A 16578-nucleotide genomic window follows, 5' to 3' on the forward strand; every position below is an offset into this window, starting at 1 on the left:
GTGGATTCAACCGTTCTGGACCGGCTCGCGCGTCGGGCATGCGTAGCGCCCGGCGGTCGTCTCGCGCTTGATATTCCGGTTGAAGAACTGGCCCATCGACGGCGCGCCCAGGAGGCGCTCGACCGTCTCGGCGGTCACGCCGCAATAGCGGTCATAGGCGCCGTTGCTCGCGACGATCAGGTCCTGCTGCGCGCGATCGTAGCAGACCCGCTGAAGCACGGTGCTGCGGGTGATGTCCCGGCATTCAAATGTCCCGAGATCGACGAGCCGGTGTTCGCCGGTCTCGACCGTCTCGGACACGATCGGTGTAGCCGCGAGCTGTGCAAGCAGAAGGATCAGGGCCCTGACCACGATCGTTGAAGCTCCGCATGAACGTGTTGATGGGCCGGGAAGGCCGCCTCGTCCGGCACTTGAAACACGCCGAGATGATACGTCACTGGACAGATCGGTCATAGTCGCGCTAACCACCCGAAAACCAAGCGACTTCAATACATAACCAGACCTTCTTGACGAGTAAGATTGGCTTGATGAGCAAGATTGATCCCACCGCACGGGTCGCGGACGGCGCCGTGATCGGCGAGGGTACCGAAATCGGACCCTATTGCATCATCGGCCCGAACGTCGTGATCGGCGCGAACTGCAAGCTGATCGGACATGTCACCGTCATCGGCCGCACCTCGCTCGGCGATGGCTGCGTGATCTCGCCATTCGCAGTGCTCGGCGGCGCCCCGCAGGATCTCAGTTACAAGGGTGAGCCGACCCGGCTCGAGATCGGTTCTGGCTGCACCATCCGGGAAGGTGCGACGATGAATGTCGGCACGATCAAGGGTGGCGGGCTGACCCGCGTCGGCAACGGCGGCTATTACATGAACAACAGCCATGTCGGTCATGACTGTATCGTCGGCGACAACGTGATCTTCGCGACGTCGGCGACGCTCGGCGGTCACTGCGAGATCGGCGATGCCGTTTACATCGGCGGCCTGTCCGCGGTGCACCAGTTCACACGCATCGGCCCCTATGTCATGGTCGGAGGCGTGTGCGGCGTGCGCGACGACGTCATCCCTTATGGGCTGGTCAACGGCCAATATGCGGTGCTGGAGAGTCTCAATTTGATCGGCATGAAGCGTCGCAAGTTCACCAAGCAGCGGCTCGCGACCGTGCGTGCGTTCTATCAGAAACTCTTCCACGGGCCCGGCACCTTCGCCGAGCGGCTGGAGGCGGCGCGGCCTCTCGCGGGCGAGGACCCCGCGATCGCCGAGATTCTCGACTTCATCGGCAAGGGCAAGCGCCCGCTCTGTCTTCCTGCCATCGCGAAGTGATCCTGTGATGGCCGCGGGCATGACATCGGCGGCTTCGCAGGTTTCGTCACCGGTCGGCATCGTCGCCGGCGGCGGCGCCATGCCGTTCGCGGTCGCCGAGTCGCTCGCCGCGCGCGGCATCACGCCGGTGCTGTTTCCGTTGCGCGGGGCCTGCGATCCGGCGCGCGTGGAGCAGTTCCGGCACCGCTGGATCTCGGTCGGCCAGCTCGGCCGCGCGATGCGGTTGTTTCGCCAGGAAGGCTGCCGCGACCTGATCTTCATCGGCACATTGGTACGGCCCTCGCTGTCCGAGATCCGTTTCGACGTCAAGACGCTGCGCCTGCTCGGCAATGTCATTCGCGCCTTCCGCGGCGGCGACGATCATCTGCTGTCGGGGGTCGGGCGCATCCTCGAGCAGGACGGCTTCCGCATGGTCGGCATCAAGGATGTCGCGCCGGATCTGCTGATGCCCGAGGGCTGCATCAGCCGCGCCTGGCCGAGCGACACCAGCAAGACCGATATCGAGCGCGGCCGAGCGGTGCTGACCGCGCTCGGTCCGTTCGACATCGGCCAGGCTGCGGTGGTGATCGACGGCCATGTGGTCGCAGTCGAGGACATCGAGGGCACCGACGCGCTGCTCGCCCGCGTCGCGCGGCTGCGCGAGGAGGGCCGCATCCGCGCCGCCACGGGACGCGGCGTGCTGGTGAAGGTGCCGAAGAGCGGCCAGGATCTGCGCTTCGACCTGCCGACGATCGGCCCGCGCACGATCGAGGGCGTCGCGGCCGCCGGCCTTGCCGGCATCGCCGTCATTGCGGGCAATACCATCGCCGCGGAGCCGCAAGCGATGATCGCGATTGCCGACGCGAAATATCTCTTCGTCCTCGGCCTGCCCGCGTGATGCAGGACCGCGATCCCAAGCGCAAGATCTTCCTGATCGCGACGGAGGAATCCGGCGACAGGCTCGGCAGTGCCTTGATGAAGGTGCTGCGCCAGCGGCTCGGCGATGGTGTGCAGTTCGTCGGCGTCGGCGGCCGCACCATGGCGCGCGAGGGCCTCGAATCGCAGTTTCAGATCGAGGAGCTGTCGATCGTCGGCTTTGCCGCGGTGGTGCAGCAATTGCCGAAGATCCTGCGACTGATCCGAAAGACGGCCGACGCCGTCACCGAGGCCGCGCCCGACGCGCTCGTCATCATCGACAGCCCCGACTTCACCCACCGTGTCGCACGCCGCGTGCGTTCACGCAGTCCGGCGATTCCGATCGTCGATTACGTCTCGCCGCAGCTCTGGGCATGGCGGCCGGGACGGGCACGGACCATGCTCGGTTATGTCGACCATGTGCTCGGCCTGTTGCCGTTCGAGCCGGAGGAATATCGCAAGCTCGGCGGGCCGCCCTGCAGCTATGTCGGCCATCCCCTGATCGAGCAGTTGGGCTCGCTGCGGCCGAGCGTGGAGGAGCAGAAGCGCCGCGACGGTGAGCCGCCCGTGCTGCTGGTGCTGCCCGGCAGCCGCCGAAGCGAGGTCAGGCATCATCTCGACGTGTTCGGCGCTACGCTCGGCCGCTTGCAGGCTGAGGGCTGCGCGTTCGAATTGATGCTGCCGACCATGCCGCATCTCGAAGCCACCATCCGCGAAGGCATCGCGCATTGGCCGGTCAAGCCTCACATCGTGATCGGCGAGAACGAGAGGCGTGCCTCCTTCCGGATCGCGCACGCCGCGCTGGCGAAATCCGGCACTGTGACGCTCGAGCTCGCACTGTCAGGCATTCCGATGGTGACGGCATATCGTGTCGGTGCCATCGAGGCGTTCATCCTGCGCCGCGCCATCCGCGTCTCCTCGGTGATCCTCGCCAATCTCGTGATCGGCAAGGATGTCATTCCGGAGTATTTGCAGGAGGAGTGCACGCCGGAGAAGCTGGCACCGGCGCTCTCCGCGCTGCTGACGGATTCGCCGCTCCGCCGGGAGCAGGTCGAGGCATTCGCCAAGCTCGATCAGATCATGTCGACCGGCAACAAATCGCCGAGCGTGCTCGCCGCCGACATCGTTCTCGCGACCATGCGCAAGGACCGGCGAACAACCTAGGGCGAGTACTGATAAAACGTCTGCTTGCGACGGCCCAGCGGAAGTCACTTGGCCTGGCGGCGATCTGTGACCCATTGCGGGCCCGGGGGGGGTACCCTGAAAGGAGCGGGATTTGATCCGCAGCGTTGAAAGCAGCAGATGAACGACCTGTCGTGGCAGCGGGCCAGGAACCCATTCAATCATATTTCATTGAACAGATAGATCTCGACGCTTTTTGTGAGTCGGTGGAATCCGACAATAAACGTGAGCTCCGTAGACGTCGTTGTTCCCTGCTTCCGGTACGGGCACTTCCTGCGAGAGTGCGTCGAGAGCGTTTTGAGGCAATGCGGTCCCGAATTGCGCGTGCTGATCATCGATGATGCGTCGCCCGACAATACTGCGGAAGTTGCGCAAGAGTTAGTTGGCTCCGATCCCCGCGCCAATTACCGCAGGCACACCTCGAATCAAGGTCTCATCGCTACCGCCAACGAAGGCATCGCCTGGGTGAGAGCCGACTACATGCTTTTGCTGTCTGCGGACGATTACCTGCTGCCCGGTGCCCTCAAGAGATCGGCCGATCTGATGGACGACTATCCTTCTGTCGCTTTCACCTTCGGAGGCGCGGTTGTCCTGGATCAACGAGGGGAGAGTTCGCGCCGTAGAACAGGAGTGGGATCCAGAACCCACGTTTTGTCCGGACGTGATTTCATTGCACTGAGCGGCGCAAGAAACATTGTGCTGTCACCGACCGTAGTGGTTCGCACGAGCCTGCAGAAAAGAGTGGGCGGGTATTTGGCTGACTTGCCCTACGCCTCTGATATGGAAATGTGGTTGCGGCTCGCCGCACACGGCGACGTGGGGGTCATTGCTGCTGATCAAGCCGTGTATCGATCGCACTCGGCCAATATGTCAAGTGAGCCTTCGCGGGAGCAAGACCTGCTCCAACGCAAGGCGGCGATTGAACACTTCCTGAATAGTTGCGCCGCCAGGTTGACGAACGCTGATGATCTTCGTGCCTGGTTGATCCACATGTTGGCGCTTGAAGCGATCCGCTGCGCAAGCGCTGCCTTCAACGAAGGAGCGATGGAAAGCTCAGCACGCCTTTCGAAGCTTGCGGTGAGCATCGATCCCAGCGTTCGAGGAACGCGCCGGTGGTGGTTGCTCGCTTGCAAGAAGGCTCTTGGGTTGCGAGGTTGGCTGCTGGTGCGGCCTTCAGTTGAGTGGCTTAGATCTATCTTCCAGAACGAGGACCGCTGAGTCTGCTAAAGCGAATGGGGCGTCATCTTCGCTTTTGGCCCGTGGCTGACCTTAGCTCGGGGCGCCGCGAGGTCTGCTTCCTGATGGTGACCCGAGACGTGAAAGCCGTCACCCAGCGCTTCGCCATAGCCGAGGCTTTGCCTCGGCGTCTTTAGAGATGACGGCCGCCGGAGGCGGTCTACGCCTCTCGCGGGAGACGTAAACGCGCCACAGCGATCGATTCAACCTAAGCCGTTCCGCTTTAGGTTGACACGCCAAGCAGGGCCCGAACGCGAAGTTGGACGCTGGCCACTTCTGGGCGCCATGCAACTCGTGACCGACCTAGAACGCATCGCTAAGGGTTCTATTTCGGAGCGCTGGTCTGGCCACCTGAACCCGTGGTCTGCTCACTTCCCGGTCGTCCCGGAGGATGCGCAGAAGCGGCCGGCTTGTCTTGATCGGCCACGTATCCGGACTCTCCGGAGTTGCGGGTCTTGATCCCTTTGTCCGCTTCACGCTGCATCTGCTCGTTGGGCTCGCCAGCCTTGAGCCCTTGGTCTACATCACGGTGCATCTCCTCCTTGGTTTGGTCACTGGGTGCGGCCTTTTGCTGTTGGGCCGTTGCTTGGAAGCTAATTGCGCTTGCGGCAGCTACAATCAATGCGAGAATTGCTGTTCGCATGGTTCTCCTCCATGGCTTGCTCCGGCCCCTAAACGCGCGAACTTCCCAAGGTTTCCTAGTTCCAATAGCTATTGTCGAAAATCACATCTTGCGATCAGGTGGGCTGCGCTCAAGGCGCCGATTGGCCCAGCGGCATGCATTGATGTGTGTGTTTGGCGTCTCACTCGAACAGCAAAGCGGACCCGAAACGATTTCATGAGTACACGCCCTAACCGAGGCCCGCGTCGACCCGTAAGCACTGGCTGGTGATGCGCTGGCTCTCGTCGGAGGCGAGGAACAGCGCCATGTTGGCGATGTCGTCGGGCGTCACCGCGTCGGGCACGGCCTGACGCGCGCGCATCTCGGCGATGACTTGCGCGTCGGGATACCATAGCCGGCGCTGGCGCTCGGTGATCACCATGCCCGGTGCGATCGCGTTGACGCGAATGCGGTCGGGGCCAACCGACCGCGCCAGCGAGTTGGTGAAGCCGACGATCGCCGCTTTTGCCGCGGCGTAGACCGGCAGCGCCGGCGCGCCGCGCATCCATGCGATCGATGACATGTTGATGATCGAGCCGCCACCGCGCGCCCGCATTTGCGGCACCACCGCCTGCGCTGCGAAGAAGACGTGCTTGAGATTGACGCCGATCATCCAGTCGAATTCGGCCGGCGTGACCTCGGACAGAACCTGGCGCTGGTCGTTGGCGGCGTTGTTGACGAGAACGGCGGCATCACCGAGCGAACGATGAATTTCTGCCATCCCGCTGTGCAAGGCGTCGATGTCGAGGAGATCGCACGGCACGAACAGCGGCGCGGTCACGGACAAAGCCGCCACTTCCCGCGCCAGCGTTTCGCCGGCGTCCGCGTCGATGTCGAAGAAGGCGACCCGGGCGCCCTGGGCCGCGAAGGCCCGGACGAAGGCGGCGCCGATGCCGCTGGCGCCTCCGGTGATCAACACCACGCGGCCCGCAAGGCCTGAATAGGTCGTCTTCGTCATGCGATCAGTCGCTCCGTCTCGGGGTCGAATAGGCAAATGCGGCGTGTGTCGAGCGCGAAGGCGGCGGACGTGCCGGGCGCGGGGCGGATATCCGGCGAGATCCGCGCCATCGCGGGCTCACCCCCGAGCCGCAGCAACACCATCGTCTCGGCGCCGGTCGGCTCGACCAACTCCACCGGCGCGTTGACGAGGACAGGCGCATCGCTGGAAAACGTGCGGCTGCCCTCGGCAATGCATTCCGGCCTGATCCCGAACACCACCTCGCGCCCGACATAGGGTGCCGCAGCGTCATATCCCCTCAGGCGCAGACGAACCTCGTCGGCTCGCCCCGCGCCGATCACGACCACCGGCCCGTCATTCGCGGCCTCGAGCCGCGCCGGCATGGTGTTCATCGGCGGCGAGCCCATGAAGCGCGCGACGAACAGATTGGCGGGGTAGCGGTACACGGTGTCGGGGTCGGCAAATTGCTGCACGCTGCCTTGATGCATCACGGCGATCCGCGTCGCCATCGTCATCGCCTCGATCTGGTCGTGGGTGACATAGACGATGGTGGCGCCGATGCGCTGGTGCAGGCGCTTGATCTCCATCCGCATCTCGACGCGCAGCTTGGCGTCGAGATTGGAGAGCGGCTCGTCGAACAGGAAGAGCAGGGGATTGCGCACCAGCGCCCGGCCCATCGCTACGCGCTGGCGCTGGCCGCCGGACAGTTGCGACGGCTTGCGGCCGAGCAGCGGCTCGATCTGGAGCAGCTTGGCCACGTTCGCGACCGCCTTCTCCTGCTCCGCCTTGGCGACGCCTCGGCATTCCATGCCGAAGGTGATGTTCTGGCGCACCGTCATCGAGGGATAGAGCGCGTAGGACTGGAACACCATGGCGATGTCGCGGTCCTTGGGCGCGACATCGTTGACGACGCGTCCGCCGATCTCGATCGTCCCCGCGCTCGGGCGGTCGAGCCCGGCGACGATGTTGAGCAGCGTGGACTTGCCGCAGCCGGACGGTCCGACCAGCACGGTGAACTCGCCGCTCTCGATGTCGAGATCGATGCCCTTCAGCACCTCCAGATTGGCGTAGCGCTTGGACAGGGCGCGGATGCTCAGTGCTGCCATGACGACCCCATCATTTCACGGCCCCGGCAGTCAGGCCGCGGACGAAGTACTTGCCGCCGAGGAGATAGATCAACAGCGTGGGCAGCGCAGCGATGATCACCGCGGCGCTCTGCACGCCATGCTGCGGGATATCTGCGACTGCGGCAGATAGCGCGATCAGAGCCGCCGTGACGGGCTGCTGCTGGCCGGTCGTGAACGTCACGCCGTAGAGGAACTCATTCCAGATGTGTGTGAACTGCCAGATCACCGTGACGATCAGGATGGGAGCCGAGAGCGGCAGGATGATGCGCCAGAAAATGCGAAAGAACCCGGCACCGTCGATGCGCGCGGCCCTGATCAACTCTTGGGGAATGGCGACATAATAGTTTCGGCAGAACAGCGTGGTGAAGGAGAGCCCCTGGATGGTGTGAATCAGCACGAGGCCCGTCAGCGTGTTGATGAGACCGATGTCCCGCAGCACGATGGTCCAGGGCAGCAGGCGCATCTGCTGGGGCAAGAAGAGGCCGAGGGTCACGATGCCGTAGATCCAGTTGTCGCCGCGAAAGCGCCAGAGCGACACGGCGTAACCGGCGATCGCACCGAGCATGGTCGAGAAGATCGTCGCGGGAATCGTGACGAGCGCGGAATTCAACATGTATGGCCGAATGCCGGCGCAAGTCTCGGCGACACAGAAGCCGCTCCAGGCGACGGCGTAATTGCTCCAGGCCCATTGCTGCGGCCAGCCGATCATCGAGGCCTGCGCGATCTCCTCGTTGCTGCGGAGCGAGTTCAGCACCACAACGACCAACGGCGCGAGCCAGGCCGCGGCGATCAATGCAACGGCGAGATAGATCAAAATCCGGCTTGGTGCGAAGCTGCGGTCAGGCATGATGGGCTCGCCGTCGCTGGAAATATCGCCATGCCGCATAGGGCAGCAGCACCGCGAGAAGAATGAGCAACATGAGCACCGCCGCAGCCGCGCCCCGGCCGAGCAGGCTGCGCTGGAACATCAGGTCGTAGACGACGAGTGCCGGCAGCTGGGTCGCAATTCCCGGCCCACCATTGGTGAGCGCGCGCACGAGGTCGAACGTCGAAATCGCGAACTGCAACTGGATCACGACGACGGTGATGGTGATCGGCCAAAGCGACGGCAGAATGATGCGCCGGTAGATTCGGACCGGTCCCGCGCCGTCGATCTGCGCGGCCTTGATGATGTCGGTGTCGACGGAGCGGAGGCCGGCAAGGAAGAGCGCCATGGCGAAGCCGGAGGATTGCCAGATCGCTGCGATGACAATGGTCCAGATCGCCATGTCGCGGTCGATCAGCCAGTCGAACTTGAAGGAGGTCCAGCCGAGGTCGTGAACCAGCTTCTGGATACCAAGACCAGGGTTGAGCAGCCAGCTCCAGACGGTGCCGGTGACCACGAACGACACGGCCAGTGGATAGAGGAAGATGGATCGCAGCACGTTCTCGCCGCGAATGCGCTGATCGAGCAGGATCGCAAGCATGAGGCCGGTCGCTGCGCTCAGCAGCACGAAAGCGCTGCCAAACAGCAGCAAATTGTCGAAGGCGATCTGCCAGTTGCGCGATGCCGCGACCGCCGTGTAGTTGCGCAAGCCCACCCAGCCGGAGACCGGGACCAGAGTGGACGGCGTGAACGATATCCAGATCGTCCACAGCGAGAACGACACGAGGTGCGCGGCGGACAGCAGCAGCGGCACCCAGATCATCAGATATTCGGGCAGCCGGCGAACCAATTCAGAAGTCGCCGGCCGGCCCGGTCTTGTCAAGACGGCATTGGTCAACGTGCGCCCTCGACAGCCTCGGCCAGGCGGGTGGCCGCTTGCTCCGGCTTGATCGTCTTGTTCTTCACGTACTCCGTGATCACGTCGATCATCGCTGCGGTCATTCCGTTTTCCTGCGCCATGTTGTGCGCAAGGCTCAGGACCGCCTGGTTGCTGGCGATGGCCTCTTTCAGAGCTGCTGCGGTCCGCCGTTGACCGTCCGACCAGCCTTCACCGGAAAGATCGACATCGGTGCGCACGGGGATCGATCCCGTGATCTGCGAATACATCGTCTGGATCACCGGATCCATGACGAGCTGGGCCATCAGCGTCTGGCCGGCTTGCAGGTCGGGCTCCTTGCGCTGCCAGAATATGAAGGCATCGGCATTCAACAGGAAGACCGGCTTGCTGTTGTCGCTGGGGCCTGGCGCAATCATGAAGTCCTCGAACTTGAAACCGGCATTGCGCAACACGCCCTGCGCCCATCCGCCCATGATCATCATGCCCATGTCGCCGTCGATGAAGCGCTTCAGGTTGGTGGAGAAATGTTGGGCGCCGACGTTGGGATCCATCCAGTCGGCGATCTTGCGTACCTGCGTGAACGCGGCCTTGATCTCCGGACCCTCCAGAGCCTTCTTGTCGAGATTCATGATGGCGGCGCGGTATGCGGTGGGACTGATGCCCGCCAGAGCGGCCTCGAATTTTTGCCCGTCGTCCGGGCGGGTACCACCGTTGGCGATGGGATGGTTGACGCCACCCGCCTTCATCTTTTCGGCAAGGTCATTGAAGTCTGCCCAGGTGACGGGGATCTTGTCGGCCTTGGCCTTGTCCATCGCGCGTTTGGACAGGAAAAGCATGTTGGTGCTGTAGATCTGCAACGGCAGGGCAATCCATTTGCCCGCCGGCTTGTGCAATCGTGCGAGGTCTGGAGCGACGACCTTTTCGTAACCGGCGGCGGCGACGACGCTGTCGAGATCGACGGTCGGGGCAATCTTCGACCAGGCTGCAATCTCGGGACCTTTGAGTTGCGAGCAGGCCGGCGGATCGCCGGCCATGATCTGTGCGCGCAGCTTGTTCATCATCTCGGTGGTGAAGCCGGGGACGGGCGAGTGCTGCCAAACACCGCCTTTCTCCTCGAACTTCTTGCCGAGCGCCGTGATGGCCGCCCCATCGCTGCCCGCAGACCATTGCGAGATCGCGGTCAGGCGCGGCTTGACCGCGCCTTGCGCGCGGGCAAATGCCGGCAACGCGAGCGCGGCAGCAGATCCAGCGAGCAGACGACGCCGTGTTGTTGTGATCGGCATGGCAAGTTCCTCCCGGTATGAAGTGCTTTGCGCAATTCCTTGCGCATTTTATTAGCGCGTTCAGGCCGCGCGGCTTAGGACATGTCAGGCAGCCTCCGTCGAAGTGGCGGGCATCCCGCCACGGCTGGCCAGACAAAAGGCGGCGAAAGCGAGTGCGGCCTGCGGATCATTACCCGTCGAGGGCGGCACGAAGGCGAGGGATAGTTGCGCTAGTTTGCGTCCGCCCAGCAGGCAGGCGTCGATTCCATCGACCACCGCCTTCCGATCCTCTCCAGACAGAAGCGACGGCCAGCCGCTGATCGCGACGCCGCCGCATGGCTTCACGTTCAGAGTGTTGCCGATCGCCAGACCAAGCCGGAACAACCGCCGCCGCAATTCCTGGCGCACGCGCGCCGAGAGCGGGATCGTGTGCACCCATTCGTTGCCGAGCTGGAGCAATTCGGCGCCGGAAACGCCGAGGAGCTCGGCCAAAGCGGGAAGCGAGGTATAAGCCTCGACGCAGCCGTGGTGGCCGCAGCGGCAGCGCGGTCCCTCAGGCCCGAACACCATGTGGCCGAGTTCAATCGGTTGCAGGGCGTCGGCCTCGGCCGGATCATCCATCCAGGCGCCGGCAACGCCATGGCTGACCAGGACGAACAGATGCGTGTCGCTGAACGGATAGTTCTGCGTGCGGCAGCGGTGAAAGGTGGCGTGCGCCACGACTGAATTGGTGAATTCCAGCGGCACCCCGGCAAACATCTCGCCGATCATGTCGCTGATACGTCCGACATCGCAGGGAATGATCGGGTTGCCGGATACGGTCAACCGGCCGAGGCCCGGAATGGAGACGCCGATCTGTGCGAGCGTGATGCGGCGGCGGCGTGTCCAATCGCGCAGCAATGTCATCGCCTCGTGGAACACGCGGCCGACCGTTTCGACCGTGGGCGCCTTCCGCAATGGCAGACGCTCCGTGTAGTGCAGCTCGCCCGAGAGGCCGCCGACGCCGACGCTGAGCCATTGCGCGGTCAGCTCGACGGCTGCCAGCGCCACCGAGCCATCGAGTGACACGAGACCGGTCGGGCCGCCGACGTAAGGGGCAGGGCGCCGCACTTCCTCGATCAGGCCTTCGGCCTTCAGGTCAAACAGGATGCGCGACAGGCTCGCTTCCGACAGGCGCACGGCCTTGGCCAGAGGCGGACGAAACGAGCCGCCCGACTGAAGCAGATGAGTCAAAATGGCAGCGCGCGTCTGCCGCCGACTTCTCGGCTGCTCCGGCATTTCCATCCCTGCGGTCATTCTTACTTAGTGTAAGAATTTGCGCGCGGAGCGTTTCGGCTGTCAAGTGCTTGCCGGTCTGGTGGGCCGACTTGTTGTTGTGCACGGCAGCACGGTTGGCGGCCCCGCAAACGAAAACGGCGCCATCTTTCGATGGCGCCGTTTCGAAGCCGTTATGGCCGATTGTTAGCGCTTGTCGATCGGCACGTAATCGCGCTTGGCGACGCCGGTGTAGAGCTGGCGCGGACGGCCGATCTTCTGGTGGGGATCCTCGATCATCTCGCTCCATTGGCTGATCCAGCCGACGGTGCGGGCGACCGCGAACAGCACGGTGAACATCGAGACCGGGAAGCCCATCGCCTTCAGGGTGATGCCCGAATAGAAGTCGACGTTCGGGTAGAGCTTGCGCTCGATGAAGTACTGGTCGCTGAGCGCGATCTTCTCGAGCTCCATCGCCACCTTCAGCATCGGATCGTCACCATGGCCGGTCTCCTTGAGCACGGCGTGACACATCTTCTGCATGATCTTGGCGCGCGGATCGTAGTTCTTGTAGACGCGGTGACCGAAGCCCATCAGGCGGACTTCCGAGTTCTTGTCCTTTACCTTGGCGATGAACTCGGGGATCTTGTCGACCGTGCCGATCTCGTAGAGCATGTTGAGCGCGGCTTCGTTGGCGCCGCCGTGCGCCGGGCCCCACAGGCAAGCGATGCCGGCCGCGATGCAGGCGAACGGGTTGGCGCCGGAGGAGCCGGCGATGCGGACCGTCGAGGTCGAGGCGTTCTGCTCGTGGTCGGCGTGCAGGATGAAGATCTTCTCCAGCGCGTCGGCGAGAACCGGGCTGACCTTATAATCTTCGCAGGGCACTGCGAAGCACATGTTCAGGAAGTTCTCGGCAAAGCGCAGCGAGTTCTTCGGATACACGAAGGGCTGGCCGACGGTGTACTTGTAGGCCATCGCCGCCAGCGTCGGGATCTTGGCGATCATGCGCATGGAGGCGACCATGCGCTGCTTGGGATCGTTGATGTCGGTCGAGTCGTGATAGAACGCGGCCAGCGCGCCGACCGCCGCAACCATGATTGCCATCGGATGGGCATCGCGACGGAAGCCCTGGAAGAAGCGGGCCATCTGCTCGTGCACCATCGTGTGATGGGTCACGCGGTAATCGAAATCCTTCTTCTGCGTGGCGGTCGGCAGGTTCCCGTACAGCAGGAGATAGCAGGTCTCCAGGAAGTCGCCGTGCTCGGCGAGCTGCTCGATCGGGTAGCCGCGGTATTCCAGCACGCCCGCATCGCCGTCGATATAGGTGATCTTGGACTGGCAGCTCGCGGTCGAGGTGAAGCCCGGATCGTAGGTGAACAGGCCGGACTGGCCGTACAGCTTGCCGATATCGATGACATCAGGCCCGACGCTGCCGCTGAGGATCGGGAGATCGTAATTCTTGTTTCCGACCGTCAGCGTCGCGGTCTTTGAGCTTGGTTTTGCGTCCATCAGAGGTCCCCGATGTGTGGTGAAACGGGCCGGAGCCGGAGGCCCCCAGGGAGACCATGGGGGCAGGCCGGATGTTCCAGAATGTACGGGGGAGATGGGTATATTATTGCTATGTGCGCTGCAAGATCGCCGCACGCATGGTCGACTTACGTCGTAGACTGATCTTTAAGCCGGGCGAGGCTCTCCTGGCGCCCCAGGACGTCCAAAACCTCAAATATACCAGGCGACGTCGTCCGTCCGGTGAGCGCCGCCCGCAAGGGCTGGGCGACCGCGCCGAGCTTGAGACTATTTTCCTCGGCGAAGGCGCGCAGCGCGGCCTCGGTGCTGGTGCCGCTCCACGTCTCGACTTTCTCCAGCGCGGAATGGAGCTGGCCGATCAGCTTGCGGTTTTCGGGTGTCATCAGCGCTTGCGCCTTGGGATCAAGCGCCAGTGGCCGGTCGGCGAAGATGAAATGGGCGCCGTCGATCAGCTCGATCAGCGTCTTGGCGCGCTCCTTCAAGGCCGGCATGGCCTTGAGAAGTTGTGCACGTGTCGTGTCGTTTAGCTTGGCCTTGATCTCCTCGCGGCTCGGCACGACGTGGTCGAGCACGTCCTCAAACATCCTCACGAGCGATTGATCATCAGCGTGGCGGATGTAGTGGCCGTTGAGGTTCTCCAGCTTGGCGAAATCGAAGCGGGCGGCGGCGCGGCCGACGCTGGCGAGGTCGAACGCCGCGATCATTTCCTCGGTCGAGAAGATCTCCTGGTCGCCATGGCTCCAGCCGAGCCGGACCAGGTAGTTGCGCAGCGCAGCCGGCAGGTATCCCATGGCGCGGTAGGCATCGACGCCGAGCGCGCCGTGGCGCTTCGACAGCTTCGATCCGTCCGGGCCGTGGATGAGGGGGATGTGGGACATGCTCGGCAGCGCCCAGCCCATCGCGTCGTAGATCTGCTTCTGGCGGGCGGCGTTGATCAGATGGTCGTCGCCGCGGATGACGTGGGTGACGCCCATGTCGTGGTCGTCGACCACCACGGCCAGCATATAGGTCGGGTTGCCATCGCCGCGCAGCAGGACGAGATCGTCGAGATTCTCGTTTTGCCAGACCACGCGGCCCTGGACCTGGTCCTCGATCACGGTCTCGCCGGTCTGCGGCGCGCGCAGGCGGATGGTCGGTTTGACGTCGCCCGGAGCCGTGGCCGGGTCCCGGTCGCGCCACATGCCGTCATAGAGGCGGGTGCGGCCCTCAGCGCGCGCCTTCTCGCGCATGGCGGCGAGCTCCTCGGCGGTAGCGTAGCAGCGATAGGCCTTGCCGTCGGCCAGCAGCTGCTCGGCGAGCTCGCGGTGGCGGGCGGCGCGGGCGAACTGGTAGATGACCTCGCCGTCCCAGCCGAGCTCGAGCCACTTCAATCCGTCGAGGATGGCGCCGATCGCAGCCTCCGTCGAGCGTTCCCGGTCGGTGTCCTCGATCCGGAGCAGCATCTTGCCGCCGTGCTTCTTCGCATAGAGCCAGTTGAACAGCGCCGTGCGGGCACCCCCGATATGGAGGAAGCCGGTCGGCGAGGGAGCGAAGCGCGTGACGACGGAATCGGACATTCTTGGCAGGGCCTATGCATTGGAGGCGGTGGTGTATAGCAGGAACGGGACATAACTAAAGCCCGACGGCGGACGGCTGAGGCCGTACTTAAGCCCTTGGCGCGGCCACGCGAATTTGGCAGAAGGACCGCTGATTTCCCTACAGGATTTTCGTAATGACAGAACCGGTGGCAGCTGAGGTTGGGCGCGATTTCATTCGTGACATCATCCAGGCCGACCTCGATCAGGGCAAGTACAAGGAGATCGTGACCCGGTTCCCGCCGGAGCCGAACGGCTATTTGCACATCGGCCACGCCAAGTCGATCGCACTCAATTTCGGCATCGCCCAGGAGTTTCCGGGCCGCTGCCACCTGCGCTTCGACGACACCAATCCGGTCAAGGAAGAGCAGGAATACATCGATTCCATCCAGGCCGACGTGCGCTGGCTCGGCTTCGACTGGGGCAAGAACCTGTTCTTCGCCTCGGACTATTTCGATCGCCTGTACGAATGGGCGGAGCAGCTGATCCGCGACGGCCTCGCCTATGTCGACGACCAGACCCAGGAGGAGATCCGCGCCTCGCGCGGCTCGCTGACCGAGCCCGGCAAGAACTCGCCGTTCCGCGACCGCAGCGTGGACGAGAATCTCGACCTGTTCCGCCGCATGAAGGCCGGCGAATTCCCCAATGGGGCGCGCGTGCTGCGGGCCAAGATCGACATGGCTGCGGGCAACATCAATCTGCGCGATCCCGTGCTGTACCGCATCCTGCATGCGCATCATCCGCGCACCGGCAACGCATGGTGCATATATCCGAGCTACGACTATGCCCACGGGCAGTCGGACGCCATTGAAGGCATCACGCATTCGATCTGCACGCTGGAGTTCGAGGACCACCGGCCGCTCTATGACTGGTTCATCGAGAAGCTGCCGGTGCCGTCCGAGCCGCATCAGTACGAGTTCGCGCGGCTGAACCTGACCTACACGCTGCTGTCCAAGCGCGTGCTGACCCAGCTGGTCCGCGACGGCCATGTCGCCGGCTGGGACGATCCGCGCATGCCGACCATGGCGGGGATGCGCCGCCGCGGCGTGCCGCCGGCGGCCTTGCGCGAATTCGTCAAGCGCATTGGCGTCGCGAAAGCCAACAGCGTGGTCGATGTCGGCATGCTCGAGTTCTGCATCCGTGAGGAACTGAACCGCACGGCGCAGCGGCGTATGGCGGTGCTGAAGCCGCTCAAGGTCGTGATCGAGAACTATCCGGAAGGGCAGACCGAGGAGCTCGAGGCGATCAATCACCCCGACGATCCCTCGGCCGGCACGCGCAAGATCACCTTCGGGCGCGAGCTCTATATCGAGCAGGACGACTTCATGGAGAACCCGCCGAAGAAGTTTTTCCGCCTGTCGCCGGGCAACGAGGTGCGGCTGCGCTATGCCTATTTCGTCAAGTGCACCGGCATGATCAAGAACGAGGCCGGCGAGGTGGTGGAGCTGCGCTGCACCTACGATCCCGCGACCAAGGGCGGCAACGCCCCCGACGGCCGCAAGGTCAAGGCGACCATGCACTGGCTGGCGGCGGCGGCATCCAAGCCGGCGGAGATCCGCATCTACAACCAGCTGTTTTCCAATCCGAGCCCGGACGCCTCGAACTTCGCGGCCGATCTCAATCCGAATTCGCTGGAGATCCTGTCCGGTGCGCGGGTCGAGGCATCGGTTGCGGAGAGCAATTCGACCGAGCCGATGCAGTTCGAGCGCCAGGGCTACTTCGTGCGCGACAAGGACTCGATCCCCGGCAAGCCGGTGTTCTCGCGGACGATCGGGTTGCGCGACACATTCGCTAAGGAAGTCGCGAAGGGCTGAGCTAGGA

15 protein-coding genes are annotated in these 16578 nt (G+C 63.7%); 5 read left to right on the forward strand and 10 right to left on the reverse strand.

Annotated elements, in window-relative coordinates; genetic code table 11:
• Window positions 1-6: 6 nt before the first annotated feature.
• Complete coding sequence (locus ACVIIV_RS23915; protein ID WP_456746335.1) at window positions 7-351, reverse strand: KTSC domain-containing protein; 345 nt, start codon at window positions 349-351, stop codon at window positions 7-9.
• Between the two features lie 176 nt (window positions 352-527).
• Here ACVIIV_RS23915 and lpxA point away from each other — a divergent pair, with 176 nt between their 5' ends.
• The 4 genes from lpxA (at window position 528) to ACVIIV_RS23935 (ending at window position 4613) form a co-directional block, all read left to right on the forward strand.
• Window positions 528-1319, forward strand: coding sequence for an acyl-ACP--UDP-N-acetylglucosamine O-acyltransferase (gene lpxA, locus ACVIIV_RS23920; protein WP_456746336.1), 792 nt, complete (start codon window positions 528-530; stop codon window positions 1317-1319).
• 19 nt (window positions 1320-1338) lie between these two features.
• Complete coding sequence (locus tag ACVIIV_RS23925; RefSeq protein WP_456748808.1) at window positions 1339-2196, forward strand: LpxI family protein; 858 nt, start codon at window positions 1339-1341, stop codon at window positions 2194-2196.
• The gene (lpxB, locus tag ACVIIV_RS23930) at window positions 2193-3377 is read left to right on the forward strand and encodes a lipid-A-disaccharide synthase (RefSeq protein ID WP_456746337.1); all 1185 of its coding nucleotides are present in this window, start codon (window positions 2193-2195) and stop codon (window positions 3375-3377) included. The genes ACVIIV_RS23925 and lpxB overlap by 4 nt, the downstream gene beginning before the upstream one ends.
• A gap of 243 nt (window positions 3378-3620) precedes the next feature.
• On the forward strand, window positions 3621-4613 hold the full coding sequence (locus tag ACVIIV_RS23935; protein ID WP_456746338.1) for a glycosyltransferase family 2 protein: 993 nt from the start codon (window positions 3621-3623) through the stop codon (window positions 4611-4613).
• A 343-nt stretch (window positions 4614-4956) separates the two neighbouring features.
• On the opposite strand, the gene ACVIIV_RS23940 is transcribed toward ACVIIV_RS23935, so the two are convergent.
• The 9 genes from ACVIIV_RS23940 to gltX form a co-directional block, all read right to left on the reverse strand.
• Entirely contained in the window at window positions 4957-5274 is a 318-nt protein-coding gene (locus ACVIIV_RS23940) for a hypothetical protein (RefSeq protein ID WP_456746339.1), read from the reverse strand.
• 208 nt (window positions 5275-5482) lie between these two features.
• The gene (locus tag ACVIIV_RS23945; RefSeq protein ID WP_456746340.1) at window positions 5483-6250 is read right to left on the reverse strand and encodes an SDR family NAD(P)-dependent oxidoreductase; all 768 of its coding nucleotides are present in this window, start codon (window positions 6248-6250) and stop codon (window positions 5483-5485) included.
• A complete protein-coding gene (locus tag ACVIIV_RS23950) occupies window positions 6247-7356 on the reverse strand; it encodes an ABC transporter ATP-binding protein (protein ID WP_456746341.1) in 1110 nt (369 codons plus the stop codon). The genes ACVIIV_RS23945 and ACVIIV_RS23950 overlap by 4 nt, the downstream gene beginning before the upstream one ends.
• A gap of 10 nt (window positions 7357-7366) precedes the next feature.
• Complete coding sequence (locus tag ACVIIV_RS23955; RefSeq protein WP_456746342.1) at window positions 7367-8224, reverse strand: carbohydrate ABC transporter permease; 858 nt, start codon at window positions 8222-8224, stop codon at window positions 7367-7369.
• Window positions 8217-9140, reverse strand: a complete 924-nt coding sequence (locus tag ACVIIV_RS23960; protein WP_456746343.1) for a carbohydrate ABC transporter permease — start codon at window positions 9138-9140, stop codon at window positions 8217-8219. The genes ACVIIV_RS23955 and ACVIIV_RS23960 overlap by 8 nt, the downstream gene beginning before the upstream one ends.
• A complete protein-coding gene (locus ACVIIV_RS23965; RefSeq protein ID WP_456746344.1) occupies window positions 9137-10423 on the reverse strand; it encodes an ABC transporter substrate-binding protein in 1287 nt (428 codons plus the stop codon). Before ACVIIV_RS23965 ends, ACVIIV_RS23960 begins: the two co-directional genes overlap by 4 nt.
• A gap of 84 nt (window positions 10424-10507) precedes the next feature.
• Window positions 10508-11686, reverse strand: a complete 1179-nt coding sequence (locus tag ACVIIV_RS23970; RefSeq protein WP_456748809.1) for an ROK family transcriptional regulator — start codon at window positions 11684-11686, stop codon at window positions 10508-10510.
• A 177-nt stretch (window positions 11687-11863) separates the two neighbouring features.
• The gene (gene gltA / locus ACVIIV_RS23975; RefSeq protein ID WP_456746345.1) at window positions 11864-13165 is read right to left on the reverse strand and encodes a citrate synthase; all 1302 of its coding nucleotides are present in this window, start codon (window positions 13163-13165) and stop codon (window positions 11864-11866) included.
• Between the two features lie 146 nt (window positions 13166-13311).
• A complete protein-coding gene (gene gltX / locus ACVIIV_RS23980; protein WP_456746346.1) occupies window positions 13312-14739 on the reverse strand; it encodes a glutamate--tRNA ligase in 1428 nt (475 codons plus the stop codon).
• A 155-nt stretch (window positions 14740-14894) separates the two neighbouring features.
• On the opposite strand from gltX, the gene ACVIIV_RS23985 reads away from it, so the two are divergent.
• Window positions 14895-16571, forward strand: coding sequence for a glutamine--tRNA ligase/YqeY domain fusion protein (locus ACVIIV_RS23985; protein ID WP_456746347.1), 1677 nt, complete (start codon window positions 14895-14897; stop codon window positions 16569-16571).
• The last annotated feature ends 7 nt before the right edge of the window (window positions 16572-16578 follow it).

Source organism: Bradyrhizobium sp. USDA 4354 (assembly GCF_054060315.1).

Bases quoted from the DNA above. Each gene is read 5' to 3' on its own strand.
- lpxA (WP_456746336.1), top strand. From the start codon at position 528: ATGAGCAAGATTGATCCCACCGCACGGGTCGCGGACGGCGCCGTGATC.
- ACVIIV_RS23925 (WP_456748808.1), top strand. From the start codon at position 1,339: ATGACATCGGCGGCTTCGCAGGTTTCGTCACCGGTCGGCATCGTCGCC.
- ACVIIV_RS23940 (WP_456746339.1), bottom strand. From the start codon at position 5,274: ATGCGAACAGCAATTCTCGCATTGATTGTAGCTGCCGCAAGCGCAATT.
- ACVIIV_RS23945 (WP_456746340.1), bottom strand. From the start codon at position 6,250: ATGACGAAGACGACCTATTCAGGCCTTGCGGGCCGCGTGGTGTTGATC.
- ACVIIV_RS23950 (WP_456746341.1), bottom strand. From the start codon at position 7,356: ATGGCAGCACTGAGCATCCGCGCCCTGTCCAAGCGCTACGCCAATCTG.
- ACVIIV_RS23955 (WP_456746342.1), bottom strand. From the start codon at position 8,224: ATGCCTGACCGCAGCTTCGCACCAAGCCGGATTTTGATCTATCTCGCC.
- ACVIIV_RS23965 (WP_456746344.1), bottom strand. From the start codon at position 10,423: ATGCCGATCACAACAACACGGCGTCGTCTGCTCGCTGGATCTGCTGCC.
- ACVIIV_RS23970 (WP_456748809.1), bottom strand. From the start codon at position 11,686: ATGGAAATGCCGGAGCAGCCGAGAAGTCGGCGGCAGACGCGCGCTGCC.
- gltA (WP_456746345.1), bottom strand. From the start codon at position 13,165: ATGGACGCAAAACCAAGCTCAAAGACCGCGACGCTGACGGTCGGAAAC.
- gltX (WP_456746346.1), bottom strand. From the start codon at position 14,739: ATGTCCGATTCCGTCGTCACGCGCTTCGCTCCCTCGCCGACCGGCTTC.
- ACVIIV_RS23985 (WP_456746347.1), top strand. From the start codon at position 14,895: ATGACAGAACCGGTGGCAGCTGAGGTTGGGCGCGATTTCATTCGTGAC.